The organism is Clostridium zhoujianii, from assembly GCF_051590805.1.
In the GTDB taxonomy this organism is placed as follows: Bacteria; Bacillota; Clostridia; order Clostridiales; family Clostridiaceae; genus Clostridium.
The window spans coordinates 2,383,571-2,396,641 of the sequence record NZ_JBPUTF010000001.1 but is presented as its reverse complement, the minus strand read 5'-3'; the positions used below and the strand labels follow the sequence as shown (position 1 = coordinate 2,396,641).

The window sequence follows — 13,071 nt, the reverse complement described above, 5'->3', positions numbered from 1 at the left end:
GTTATGAATATAGAGGAACTATGTCAGATGATAAAATTGAGGAAAAAGCAAGAGGCTTAGGAATGCATACTAAAGATGAGTGCAAAGTTTTTTTCGAAAGGGATGAGAAGTAATGATTAGAAGCTTATATACAGCAGTTTCTGGAATGATAACTTTAGAGAATAAGCAGAATACTATTACAAACAATATGTCTAATGCCAATACAACTGGGTATAAGTCAGAAAATTTATCTATAAGGAGCTTTAAAGAAGTTCTTATACAAAACAAAGATAGATTATCTGGTGGCCAAAGCATGAAGCAGGAATTAGGAAGTCTTAGTTTAGGAGCGGCAATAGATTCTGTAGATACTATGTTTACTCAAGGTGGGTTAAAAGAGACAGGTAAAATGGGTGACTTTGCTGTAAATGGAAGAGGATTCTTTGTGGTTCAAAGAGGAAATGAGAGATACTATACAAGAGATGGTAGCTTTAAGGTAAATAATGATGGAAATCTTATAAATACTTCAGGTGATTTAGTTTTAGGAGTTAATAATAGAACTGGAGCAATGGAGCCAATATTTGTTGGTGGAGAAGATTTTATTTTAGATGCTTCGAATAACCTTGTGGTAGGTGGAAATCCAACACATAAATTAGCACTAGCAGACTTTGAGGATTATTCAAGTCTAAAAAAGCTAGGTGATAATTATTATGCAGGAGAGAACCCAATATATAATGCAAGAGTTACTGTTAATCAAGGATTCTTAGAAAGCTCTAATGTAAATATAGTTAACTCAATGGTTGATATGTTATCAGTAATGAGAAGTTTTGAAACAAATCAAAAGTTTGTAAGTATGATAGATGAGAGTTTAAGTAAGGCTGCTAATGAAGTTGGAGCAGTTAAATAGTATTAGGAGGTATGCAGGATGTTAAGAACTTTATGGACAAGTAAGGCAGGAATGAATGCAAATCAAGAGAAATTAGATACAATAGGTAATAACATAGCAAATTCCAATACTATGGGATATAAGAAGGTAGAGGTAGGCTTTAAGGATTTATTAACAGAATCCCTTGATAGACAAGGTTATCCTGTTAATGATAGAAATGCAGTAATGGGAACTGGAGTTAAAACAAGTGCATGGTTTAGAGATAATACTCAAGGCTTTTTAACTGATACAGGTCTTCCAACTGATTTTTCTATAGATGGTAGTGGCTACTTTAGATTAACACAACCTGATGGATCTTATGTTTATACAAGAGATGGTGGCTTCCAAATAGATAGAATGGGAAGAATTGTTGATGGTAGAGGAAATAAATTAAGTTTAGAGTACGTTAATGGTAGATCAGAGGCAGATTGTCAATTTAGAAAGGATAATTTACTTGTTGATACTTCAGGTAGTGTATATTTAAAAGAAAATGGAACCTTCCTTAAGGTTGCAGAGATTCCTCTGTATAGCGCAATAGGAGATAATGCATTTATCTCAGCAGGAGATAATTTATTTCTGCCAACTGAAGGTGCCGATGTGATGAGAACTACAAACGCAGATATATATCAAGGCTTTTTAGAAGGCTCAAATGTGGATATAGCAACTGAGTTTACGGATATGATAGTAACTCAAAGAGCCTTTGAATTAAGCTCTAGAGGGGTAAAAACTGCAGATGAAATGTGGGGAATGATTAATAATATGAGAAGATAGAAACTTTAAGTTTCTATCTTCTTTTCGCTATATCTTTAAAGCATGTACTATAAACGATAGATGTAATGCAACTAAAAATATCTTGGAAGACTACCTATCGAAGTCTAGTAGACCTGAAAATAAATATGAGAGTCTTTGTTCTAGTTTACATAACATCTATAGTTAGTTTTTCCTTGGTATAAAGGGCAAAATAAAAGAGAGTGAAGGATCACTCTCTTAATATTTACATTGATGTAATTGTAGCTGTAAGTGGTGGGATAACTTGCTTCTTTCTTGATAATACTCCTGGTAAAAATGCAGTATCATTTTCAAGAGTAACTGAGAAAGTCTTTTCAACTATTTCAGAAGCTTTACCAGCAACTAAAATTTGAGAACCTTCATTTAGTATATCAGTAAGAAGAAGCATTACCATATTAAATCCGCCGTTATCTGCCTTGTTATTCATGTATGAAAGCATCTCTTCTTTTAATGGCATGAATCCTTCAATATCCATTGTATTAACTTGAGCAACACCTATTTTAGTGTCACCAATAGTAAATGGTTTGAAGTCTTGGTTGAATATTTGTTCAACAGTCTTACCTTGTAATGAAGTACCTGCTTTAAACATCTCCTTAGCAAAAGCCGCCATATCTTCAATTCCAGCTATTTTTGCTAGCTTTTTACCTATCATCTTATCTTGTTCTGTACAAGTTGGGCTTCTGAATAATAAAGTATCAGAAATTAAAGCACCCATTAGTAAACCAGCAGCCTTCTTAGATGGAGTAACATCATTTTCAAAGAAGCATTTTGCAACTATAGTAGAAGTACTTCCAAGAGGCTCATTTCTAAAGTATATAGGATTATTTGTTTGTATATCAGCCACTCTGTGGTGATCTATAATTTCTAATATTTCAGCTTCATCTAAGCCATCTACTGATTGACCTCTTTCATTATGGTCAACTTGAATTACTTTCTTTTTATGATTTGAAATTAAATGGTATCTAGAAATAGTTCCAACTACCTTTCCATCTGAATCAGTAACAGGATAGCTTCTAAATCTAGTTTGAACCATAATATCCTTAATATCTTCAACTAAATCATCTGTTGAAAATGACACAAGATTATCTTTAGCCATTACATAACCAACAGGGATACTTTGAAGTAATAGTCTTGAAGCTGTGAAAGAATCATGAGGGGTACTAATTACATTAACCCCAGCTTTCTTAGCTTTTTCTAAAAGTTCATCTGATAACTTATGTGAACCAGTTACTATGATTAATGAAACTTTAATATTAATTAACTCATCTTGAATTTCAGGTCTATCACCAACTATGGCAACATCACCCTCATTAATTAAGCCCTTCATACTCTCAGGTTGCATTGCTGAAACAGCAATCTTTCCAGGGAATCTTTGATTTTCCTTATTAATGTACAGTTCATCTGCAGATAGGGTATCTATAATATTATTAATAGTTGTATTACTCTTATCTAAAATTGCATTAGCATCAATATCCATATAAGATGAAGTTAAGTTTGCAATAGATAGTACTCCAATTAAATGTCCATTAGCATCAGCTACTGGAAGAGATTTTATGTTTTTATCTCTCATTACATTCCAAGCTCTCTTTAATGAAATCTCAGGTGTAACAGGTTTAATATCATCTATTTCTAAATCCTCAACCTTTAACTTTACAGTTTCTAGGAATTCAGGAGCTTCAGCACCAAAATAATCTAGGATGAATTGAGTTTCTCTACTCACATTACCAAGTCTTACTGGAATTGCTGGGATTTCTCCGATTTTATTCTTAAGTTCAGCATATGCATAAGCAGCACATATTGAATCAGAATCTGGGTTTTTATGTCCAGTTACGTATATTACGTTTCTCAAAACAGTTCCTCCTTTAAAATATATCTTTACACTTTACATTTTAAGACTAAAAGAGAAAAATGTAAAGAAAAGTAGGAAAATAAGAAAATATGAAGTGATATAAATAAATTTTTAGGTAAGTTTGAATATATTTGAATAAGGAGAATTTTTAATATTATGTATAAAAGAAATGAAGTCAAAGTTTTTATTATGTTCTAACTTTCGTATAGGAAAATATATATATTATAGAGTTCTGTATAAGGAGGAAAAAAGGTGATACAGGAAAAAACATTAATTCCAGGGTTAACAACTAGAGAAGCAGAAAAAAGAATGAACAACTTTGGATTGAATGAACTACAACATAAAAAGAAGGCTTCACCAATTATGATTTTTTTAGCACAATTTAATGATTTTATGGTTTGGGTTTTGATGGGTGCTACTGTAATTTCAGGAGTCATGGGAGATACTGCAGATGCAATAACTATTGTCATAATTGTTATAGTAAATGCTATTTTAGGATTCATACAAGAATTTAAAACAGAAAAATCTTTAGAAGCATTAAAGAACTTAGCAGCTCCAACTTGTAAGGTATTTAGAGATGGAAGTTTAAAGGTTATAAACTCTCTTTATTTAACTATAGGGGATGTTGTAGTTCTAGAAGCTGGGGATAGGATACCAGCAGATGGTTCATTTATCGAGGCATCAGGAATAATGATAGATGAATCATTACTTACTGGGGAATCAGTTGGTGTAAGCAAGGATGCAGATAAAGATAGGTCAAGTGGATTTATGGGAACTACAATGTTAAAGGGAAGAGGCCTATTCAAAATTTCTGGTATTGGAATGAATACAGAAATGGGTAAAATAGCTAATTTACTAGATAACATTAAAGAAGAAAAGTCTCCATTAAAAGAGAAGTTGGAGTCATTAGGTAAAATACTAGTTGTATTATGTTTGATAATATGTGCAGCTGTTACTGTACTTGGCATTATAAGGGGAAATGATATAACTGAAATGTTTTTACTTGGAGTAAGCCTTGCAGTTGCCGCAATACCAGAAGGGTTAGCAGCGATAGTAACTGTTTCATTAGCACTAGGTGTTTCTAGAATGCTTAAGAGAAATGCTTTAGTAAGGAAGTTACCAGCAGTTGAAACCTTAGGTTGTACTTCAGTAATTTGTTCAGATAAGACAGGAACATTAACGCAGAATAAGATGACTGTAAAGGAAGTATATCTAAATGGTAGAGTATATGAGTTAGATAAGGAAAAGTTAACTGACTATTCTATGTTAATGAAATCCCTTGTATATTGTAATGATTGTAATTATGATTTTAATGTTAAAGATATAGACAAAGCTCTCCATGGAGATCCCACAGAAACAGCACTTATAAAAATGTTTTTTAATGATATACCAGTACTAAAGGCTTTTGTAGAAAAAACAAATAGAGTATTTGATATTCCTTTTGATTCAACAAGAAAGATGATGTCTGTAATAGTTAGAGAGAATGGAAGGGAAAGCTGCTATGTTAAAGGAGCACCTGAAAGAGTTATAGAAAAATGTTCATATATATTAGAAAATAATAAAGTAAAACCTCTTACATTTCAAAAGAAAAAGCAAGTAGCAGCATTTATAGAAGCAATGTCATCAAGAGCATTGAGGTGTATTGCTGCGGCATATAAAGAAGAGGGATTAGTTAATAACGAAAAACTTGAGAATGGATTAATATTTATAGGGGTTGCAGGTAGTATAGATCCTCCAAGACTAGAAGCTAGAGATGCAGTGTTGAAATGTAAGCTTGCAGGGATAAGACCTGTAATGATAACTGGAGACCATAAAAATACAGCCCTTGCAATAGCAAAATCTTTAAACATATGTAATAGTGATGAGCAAGTGTTAACAGGTGAAGAGATTGAGAATATAAGTGATGATGAACTTAATAAAAAAGTTGAAAAGGTTAGAGTATTTGCAAGAGTATCACCTGACCATAAATTAAGAATTGTTAAGGCTTTTAAGAGAAGAGATAATATTGTTGCTATGACTGGAGATGGTGTAAATGATGCCCCAGCAATTAAAGAAGCAGATATTGGGATATCTATGGGGATATCAGGAACAGATGTAACTAAAGAGGCATCTTCCATGATATTGATGGATGATAACTTTGCAACTATTGTAGCAGCAGTAGAGGAAGGTAGAGTAATTTATGATAATATTAGAAAATTTATAAGGTATTTATTATCCTGCAATTTAGGAGAGGTTTTAACTATGTTTTTAGCATCTCTATTTACTTTACCAAATCCGTTAACACCTATACAAATATTATTTGTTAATTTAGCAACTGATGGGTTACCAGCAATTGCTTTAGGAGTAGATCCTGCAGACAGAGATATAATGAGACAACAGCCTAGGGAAAAGAAAGAAGGAATATTTGCTAGAGGATTAGTAGAAAAGATTGTAGTTCGTGGATGCTTAATAGGAGTATGCACCTTACTTTCCTTCATGGTAGGAAGATATTATGGTATGGATCTTACTGAATGCAGAACAATGTCTTTAGCAACATTAGTATTATCTCAATTATTTCATGTATTTGAGTGTAGATCAGAGAGGCATTCTATATTTGAAATAAAGTTATTTACAAATATCTATTTGGTTGGAGCGGTATCAGTTTCAATATTAATGCTTTTATCTATATTATATATACCATTCTTCCAAGGAGTATTCCATACGGTACCACTTATGTTGAATCAATGGTTTATAGTTTTATTCTTTTCAGGAATAATTGCATTGATTAATAGTATATACTTATTTATTAAGACTAAATAAAAGAAAAGCGAACCAAATGGTTCGCTTTTTTAGTATCTCATTCTTCCAACTTGTTGTCTAGATTTCTTAATTTGTGAATGATCTATAGGAACAAGATCTTTTTTAGTAGTTAAGTTAAGGATGTTTTGGATCGTAATAACATCAGAATCCTTCTTACCTTTAATACCCTTTAATCCCATGATCATAACTTTATGGCCCATACTTACTCCGATAAAATCAGGCTTTTTAAACCACTTTAACTTATTATATCTAGCTTTGATTATTGTTTTACCTACTTCAGGTTTAACAACAAGATCTACAACTAACTTATGGAATAAAATAAAATTCTTTTCTTGGAACTTTACTGAAACTACTGTACCTGATGCACTTGTTATTCTATCTCCATATTTTTGAAAATAAGAATCTCTAAAATATTGATCGAATTTATCTTTGAAACCCATAGTCATTCTCCTTTTTATGTAAAAAATATTATATAATTCCGAAAATAATGAAACCATTATCAGAATATATTATAACATACATTCATCTTTTGTAAAATACCATTTATATAGATTAGAAATAGCTTTAAGGAGGGTATTTCTAGTGAATTTTACTATCCTAGAAGTATATAACAATTATTTTAAACAGTGAATTAAGTAATAGATTAAAAAATTAATAAGCGCCTCTTAGATTTATGGTAATTGGATTTAAAAAAACTATGTCTTCGACTTGTATTCTCATTAAAGAGAGTATTAAAGAAGATATTGAGGATTTACATAGATTATCCGTACAAAAAAGTAGAGACTGTAATGAAAAAATTAATGGAGAGTTTTCATTTTCTTTATAGGCATAAGAGCTAAGAGTACAGGGGTTGAAGTAGTAACAAGAGATACAAAAGTTGTAGAAGCTGGTTATGAAGATGGAATATTTATTGACATATCAGGAATAGGTATAAGAGAGGATAATTTATCTTGAGTAAAAGAGCGTATTAGGAAAAGTAATATGGAGTAGAAATAAATAAAGAAGAGCTCCTAGATGTTGTAAAAATCATGATGGATGAAAAGATAAGGATTCTAATGATAAATGGGTATATAAATGAAGAGAAGAAAAATATAGTGGTATATATAAAAGCAGAATGTAAAGAATGCGAAGACAAAGGTAATGTATAAAGAGGACAATATAATTGTCCTAAATGTAATTCTTATAGGATAAGTGCTATCAATGGCAAGGATTTCTATATAGATAGTTTGGAGGTAGAGTAAAAATGGACATAAAAGTAGTAAAGCAAATAATGGAAGGGAATGAGAATTGTCATAGTGAGTTACAAGATTATTTAAATAATAAAAAGGTATTTATGATAAATATAATGGGATCCCCTGGAGCAGGAAAGACCACATTTATACTAAACCTTATAAATGAATTAAAGGAGAATGGCGTAAGGGTTGGAGTAATTGAGGGAGATATAGCAGGGAAAATAGATGCAGAAAAGATAGCTAAAAGAGGAGTACCAGTAGTCCAGTTGAATACAGATGGTGCATGTCATATAGAAGCTATGTCAATTAAAAAAATATTACCGAAGTTTAAATTAGAGGATTTAGATTTAATAATAATAGAAAATATAGGAAACCTTGTATGTCCAGCGGATTTTGATATTGGAGAAAATTTAAAAGTAGCATTATTAAGTATCCCAGAGGGGGATGATAAAGTGGAAAAGTATCCATTATTATTTACGAGAGCTGATGCATTGGTGCTAACAAAGTATGATTTAATTGATTACTTTGATTTTGATGATAGAAGGGTAGAGAATAATGCATTACTAAGAAATGATGAGCTTGAATTGTTTAAAGTTAATTCAAGAGTGAATGGAAGTTTAAAAGAGTTTAGGCAGTGGATTATCTCAAAAATTAATGATTAATGGAAGAATTTATATGAAAAACATTAAACCATAAAATGTAATTAATTTGCTTTAAATTCAATTAAATTACTTTAACTTCAAATTAATTCAATTAAATAACAGCTACCAGTAAAATGGAAGAAAACTTATGTAAAATGAGTAAAAAGAAAGTAAATCCTCGTAATAGATATTTACACAAATTACAACATTTTACTATTATCTTTTTTAATTGTAGAATCGATAAGGATACTTATGAATTAATTTGGAGGGATAGTAATGTTATATAATGATATAAATCTCGAACAAGAGGTTTATAGAGAAGATGTACTAGAAATGGCTAGATGGCTTAGTGACGAAGAGGTCTTAAAATATTTAAATGAGAAGGATTCTATAGCTAGTAGTTTAAGTTCACTAGCACAAACAACTAATGCACCAGTAATGACTCATTACTTTAATAGTAATGGTTATTTTTATATGATTGAACATAAGAAAAAATCAATTGGATATTTAAAAATTATTCCAAAAGGAAAAAATGCAGAGATGGTTATTGCAATTGGAGATAAAGAGAAATGGGGAAGAGGTATAGGTACTTTAGCAATTAAAAGAGGTCTTAATGAAGCTTTTTTAAATTACAGGGTAGAAGAAGTAATTGCAAAAATTAATAAAGAAAATCATAGATCAGAGAGGGTTTTCAAAAAAGCAGGATTTACTGAGGAGAAGGAACTGAAAAGAGAAACACAGTATTCTTTAACTTTTAATAATTATATGAATCAATACAGAGGCTAAATTACATAGAGAGAGCAGGTAAGAAAGTTCTTTCCTGCTCATAATTTTTTAGAAGCCTCTTTTTTTTGCTTCAATTCCACTTTCATTTAATGCTGGCTCTTGAATAGTTGTATTAAAGCTATTTTTAGCATATTGACCATGAGATTTATTTCCATTTCTTAAGTAATTTTCTTTTGAGTATTCTTTTCTATTTTTGCTATCCATAATAATCACTCCTATACTAAAGATTCAGTAATAGTATGTGACAAAGCTCAAAAATAATACACTTGTACTATAAATATAAATTAAAGCTAATGAGTCTTGACATATCAATGACATAATTGAGACATAGAATAATATTGTAAGAGGAAATTAATTTTTTTTCAGAATTTCTTAAGAGTTATATAGTATAATAAGAGTGGAAAAGAAAATCACTTATTTGAAAAGAGGAATTGAAATGGATAGTATAATTACAGATATGTGTGATTTAACAATTGATAATTATAGACAAGTAAAAGAAAATCTTAGATATGATGGGGAATATATTAATCATTTTTCATCACTTGTATATTCAAATATAGGTAAAGAAATACCAACTAAAAAAGTCAAAGAAATTAGAACACTAATAAAAGATAAGACTTCACGAATGTCATATTTTAGAGGAGACATACTATATATTTTATCTTTTTTATTAGGTAAAGAAAAAAATATAAATAGATTTATAGAAGAAATTATAGACACCTACGATCAGCTAATAGAGGCAGGCTTTAGGGAAAGTCAATATTTAGTTTTAAGCGCCTATTCCTTAGTTAAATATGGAGATGAAAAAAATAGGTTTTCTCATATATATAGGATGAAAGAAATCTATGATATTATGAAGGATAGATATGACAACGTTACCAATGATGAGGATTACCTTGAATGTACATTATTAGCACTAAATAATGTAGATGACTGTGATATTACTGATTGGATGGACGTGATCTTTGAGTCTGTTGCAGAGCTTGATATGTTTTCAAGGAATAGTGTACAGGGACTAACAATGGCATTGCTATTAAATAAAAATCCTTCAGCATTGTATACAATACATGAATTACTGATAGAATTTGAAGAAAGAGATATGAAAATAAGTCATCAATTTTTACCTTTATTAGGAGCTATAGCAGGATATGATACTCCAAGTAATTATGTTGATGAGGTTAAAGCTGTAATAGATTATCTTTGTGAAGAGGAAGCTTTATATGAATTCTATATGGATAAAAGCTTTAGAACATTTATTGCAATAGCTCTTGTTGAATTTTCAAAAAATATTAAAGAGGAAAGGTATCTTAATGAGCTGTTAGCTATAGGAGTATATTCATTTTTAGTTAGTAAAAATCAAGGAGTATTCTCAGAAATATTAGCTTAGATACTGAAGGTGTTATGGATAGAATTATATTACATGTAGATATGGATGCCTTTTTTGCATCAGTTGAGCAGAGAGATAATCCAACTCTTAAAGGAAAGCCGGTAATTGTAGGTGGAGTTGGTGAAAGAGGAGTAGTATCTACTTGCTCTTATGAAGCAAGAAAATATGGTGTTCATTCAGCGATGCCAGGATTTATAGCAAGAAATAAGTGTCCTATGGGGATTTTTATTCCAGGTAGGTACTGGAGATACAAAGAGGTATCTGATGAAATATTTGAAGTATTTAAGGAGGTAACTCCACTTATTGAACCACTTTCAATTGATGAGGCCTTTCTAGATTTATCAGAAAGTAAATTTGATGATGGATATAAAGCTGCTTTATACATTAAGGAAAGGGTAAAGAAGGAACTTGGACTTACCCTTTCTATTGGTATATCCTATAATAAATTTTTAGCAAAACTTGCATCGGAGTGGAATAAGCCAAATGGTATTATGGTAATTAATAAAGATATGGTTCCAGATATACTATTACCATTATCTATATCTAAAATTTTTGGATTAGGTAAGAAATCTGTTCAGAGACTTAATAATATGGGTATTTTTACAGTTGAAGATCTTTATCAGCTACCTAAGTCATTTTTCTTAGAGTATATGGGGAAACTGGGAATTGAAATATATGATAGAATTCGAGGTATAGATAATAGGGAAGTAAAGGTATTTAGAGAGCGTAAATCTGTAGGGAAAGAAACCACACTTAAGACTAATACTATGGATAAGGAAGAGTTACTTGAACATATAAGTGTTTTTTCAAAGCAGATTAGTGCTATATTAGTAAATAAAAAGATGTTAGGAAAGACAATAACTTTAAAATATAAGACTAAGGAATTTGAGAGCCATACTAGAAGTAAAACCTTAAATAATTATATATGTGATTCAGAAGATATTTATAATGTCTGTAAAGAGTTATTGGAAGCAGAAGAATTGTATGATGAAATAAGGTTAATTGGAGTAAGTGTTTCTTCATTTAAAGAGAGTAAAGTTGAACAATTGACACTTTTTTAGGAAAAGTATTGACAAAATAACTAAAATATAAATATAATAATAGAAAATATAGTAAAATCTGTGACTAGAGATAGTACTTAATTATTTACTGGCAAAGCGAGCCGTCGTTTGGTGAAAGGTACGGAGCAGAAAGTTTAAGGAATGGGCTCTAGTAGATGCGACATGAAATCTTTGAGAGTAGTTTAGCCGTTTCCAAGCGTTAATTTGGTAGAATATCGAAGAATTTATCTTCTGTATTTGAAATAGGGAAATAGATTATAATATAAACTATTTCTAAATATGGGTGGCACCACGAGCTTATCGTCCCAAGACGATAGGCTCTTTTTTTATACTTAAATTGGGGAGGAATTTGTTATGGAAAAGTTTTATGGAGAATATGGTGGACAATATGTACCAGAAGGAGTATTACTTGCTTTAAATGAACTAGAGGAAGCATTCTTAAAATATAAGGATGATGAAGATTTTAAAAAAGAATATGATTATTACCTAAAGCAGTATGTTGGAAGAGAAAATCCATTATATTTTGCAGAAAGATTAACTGATTATGTTGGAGGTTGTAAAATTTATTTAAAGAGAGAGGACTTAAATCATACTGGAGCTCATAAAATCAATAATGTTTTAGGTCAGATGCTTCTTGCAAAGAGAATGGGAAAGAAAAAGGTTATAGCAGAAACAGGAGCAGGACAACATGGAGTTGCAACAGCAACAGTAGCGGCTTTAATGGGAATGGAATGCATAGTATATATGGGCGAAGAAGATATGAGAAGGCAGTCACTAAATGTATTTAGAATGGAGCTTTTAGGGGCTAAAGTAGTAGCAGCAACAAGGGGAACAAGAACTTTGAAGGAGGCAGTAGATCTTGCATTAGAAGAATGGGTTAAGGATGTAGAAAATACATTTTATGTTTTAGGATCAGCAGTAGGACCACATCCGTATCCAGCTATAGTTAAGGAATTTCAGAAAATAATAAGCATAGAAGCTAAAAGACAAGGGTTAGAAGCTGAAGGAAAATTACCAAAGGCAGTAATAGCTTGTGTTGGCGGTGGAAGTAATGCAATAGGAGCCTTCTCTGAATTTATAAATGAAAAGGAAGTTGAGCTAATAGGAGTTGAAGCAGCAGGTAAAGGATTAGATACAGACATGCATGCAGCTACAATGACTAAAGGGGATGTAGCAATAGTTCATGGAATGAAGACAAGATGTATTATTGATGAAAATGGAGATGCAAAGGAAGTTTATTCAATATCAGCAGGTCTTGATTATCCAGGTATAGGACCAGAACATGCTTATCTATGTAAAGCTGGTAGGGCTAAATATGTACCATGTACTGATGATGAGGCATTAAATGCTTTTAAAGTCCTATCAAGACTTGAGGGAATAATTCCTGCAATAGAAAGCTCTCACGCAATAGCATATGTACTAGAATATGCTAAGTCTTTAGATAAAGAAGATTATGTTGTTGTTAACCTTTCAGGAAGAGGGGACAAGGATGTAGAAGAACTAATGGATAAAATAAAGTAGTATTCAATTAATCCAAGATATTTTTTTATGTTACATGACCATAGTTCATTTTCTTAGTTGATATGAGAGTCCTTGTTCTGGATTGCATTACATCTATAGTTTAGT

At 31.1% G+C, this 13,071-nt stretch carries 11 protein-coding genes and 1 other annotated feature; of the genes, 8 read left to right on the top strand and 3 right to left on the bottom strand.

Going from position 1 to position 13,071, the window contains the following annotated elements; genetic code table 11:
* The first annotated feature begins 112 nt into the window (after positions 1–112).
* Together ACSYT2_RS11275 and ACSYT2_RS11270 are read left to right on the top strand one after the other, a co-directional pair.
* Entirely contained in the window at positions 113–883 is a 771-nt protein-coding gene (locus tag ACSYT2_RS11275) for a flagellar hook-basal body complex protein (protein ID WP_430855313.1), read from the top strand.
* Positions 884–901: 18 nt separating this feature from the next.
* Complete coding sequence (locus tag ACSYT2_RS11270; RefSeq protein ID WP_430855312.1) at positions 902–1,672, top strand: flagellar hook-basal body complex protein; 771 nt, start codon at positions 902–904, stop codon at positions 1,670–1,672.
* A gap of 223 nt (positions 1,673–1,895) precedes the next feature.
* Here the strand turns inward: ACSYT2_RS11270 and ACSYT2_RS11265 are convergent, their stop codons facing one another.
* Entirely contained in the window at positions 1,896–3,539 is a 1,644-nt protein-coding gene (locus tag ACSYT2_RS11265; RefSeq protein WP_430855311.1) for a putative manganese-dependent inorganic diphosphatase, read from the bottom strand.
* 252 nt (positions 3,540–3,791) lie between these two features.
* On the opposite strand from ACSYT2_RS11265, the gene ACSYT2_RS11260 reads away from it, so the two are divergent.
* On the top strand, positions 3,792–6,338 hold the full coding sequence (locus ACSYT2_RS11260) for a calcium-translocating P-type ATPase, PMCA-type (RefSeq protein ID WP_430855310.1): 2,547 nt from the start codon (positions 3,792–3,794) through the stop codon (positions 6,336–6,338).
* 29 nt (positions 6,339–6,367) lie between these two features.
* Here the strand turns inward: ACSYT2_RS11260 and ACSYT2_RS11255 are convergent, their stop codons facing one another.
* Positions 6,368–6,778 (bottom strand): hypothetical protein, encoded by a 411-nt coding sequence (locus ACSYT2_RS11255; RefSeq protein WP_430855309.1) that lies wholly within the window; start codon positions 6,776–6,778, stop codon positions 6,368–6,370.
* Positions 6,779–7,581: 803 nt separating this feature from the next.
* Here ACSYT2_RS11255 and hypB point away from each other — a divergent pair.
* Positions 7,582–8,232: a hydrogenase nickel incorporation protein HypB gene (gene hypB, locus ACSYT2_RS11250; protein ID WP_430855308.1), complete on the top strand. Its 651-nt coding sequence runs from the start codon at positions 7,582–7,584 to the stop codon at positions 8,230–8,232.
* A gap of 255 nt (positions 8,233–8,487) precedes the next feature.
* Positions 8,488–8,997, top strand: coding sequence for a GNAT family N-acetyltransferase (locus ACSYT2_RS11245; protein ID WP_430855307.1), 510 nt, complete (start codon positions 8,488–8,490; stop codon positions 8,995–8,997).
* Between the two features lie 48 nt (positions 8,998–9,045).
* On the opposite strand, the gene ACSYT2_RS11240 is transcribed toward ACSYT2_RS11245, so the two are convergent.
* The gene (locus tag ACSYT2_RS11240) at positions 9,046–9,201 is read right to left on the bottom strand and encodes a hypothetical protein (RefSeq protein ID WP_430855306.1); all 156 of its coding nucleotides are present in this window, start codon (positions 9,199–9,201) and stop codon (positions 9,046–9,048) included.
* Between the two features lie 232 nt (positions 9,202–9,433).
* On the opposite strand from ACSYT2_RS11240, the gene ACSYT2_RS11235 reads away from it, so the two are divergent.
* The 3 genes from ACSYT2_RS11235 (at position 9,434) to trpB (ending at position 12,966) form a co-directional block, all read left to right on the top strand.
* Positions 9,434–10,384: a DUF4003 family protein gene (locus ACSYT2_RS11235; RefSeq protein WP_430855305.1), complete on the top strand. Its 951-nt coding sequence runs from the start codon at positions 9,434–9,436 to the stop codon at positions 10,382–10,384.
* 14 nt (positions 10,385–10,398) lie between these two features.
* A complete protein-coding gene (locus ACSYT2_RS11230; RefSeq protein ID WP_430855304.1) occupies positions 10,399–11,445 on the top strand; it encodes a DNA polymerase IV in 1,047 nt (348 codons plus the stop codon).
* 51 nt (positions 11,446–11,496) lie between these two features.
* Positions 11,497–11,756 (top strand) — a binding site (T-box leader).
* Between the two features lie 43 nt (positions 11,757–11,799).
* On the top strand, positions 11,800–12,966 hold the full coding sequence (gene trpB, locus ACSYT2_RS11225; protein WP_430855303.1) for a tryptophan synthase subunit beta: 1,167 nt from the start codon (positions 11,800–11,802) through the stop codon (positions 12,964–12,966).
* The last annotated feature ends 105 nt before the right edge of the window (positions 12,967–13,071 follow it).

Coding starts and splice junctions, on each gene's coding strand:
- ACSYT2_RS11270 (WP_430855312.1), top strand. CDS start 902: ATGTTAAGAACTTTATGGACAAGTAAGGCAGGAATGAATGCAAATCAA.
- ACSYT2_RS11275 (WP_430855313.1), top strand. CDS start 113: ATGATTAGAAGCTTATATACAGCAGTTTCTGGAATGATAACTTTAGAG.
- ACSYT2_RS11255 (WP_430855309.1), bottom strand. CDS start 6,778: ATGGGTTTCAAAGATAAATTCGATCAATATTTTAGAGATTCTTATTTT.
- hypB (WP_430855308.1), top strand. CDS start 7,582: ATGGACATAAAAGTAGTAAAGCAAATAATGGAAGGGAATGAGAATTGT.
- ACSYT2_RS11245 (WP_430855307.1), top strand. CDS start 8,488: ATGTTATATAATGATATAAATCTCGAACAAGAGGTTTATAGAGAAGAT.
- ACSYT2_RS11230 (WP_430855304.1), top strand. CDS start 10,399: ATGGATAGAATTATATTACATGTAGATATGGATGCCTTTTTTGCATCA.
- ACSYT2_RS11240 (WP_430855306.1), bottom strand. CDS start 9,201: ATGGATAGCAAAAATAGAAAAGAATACTCAAAAGAAAATTACTTAAGA.
- ACSYT2_RS11235 (WP_430855305.1), top strand. CDS start 9,434: ATGGATAGTATAATTACAGATATGTGTGATTTAACAATTGATAATTAT.
- trpB (WP_430855303.1), top strand. CDS start 11,800: ATGGAAAAGTTTTATGGAGAATATGGTGGACAATATGTACCAGAAGGA.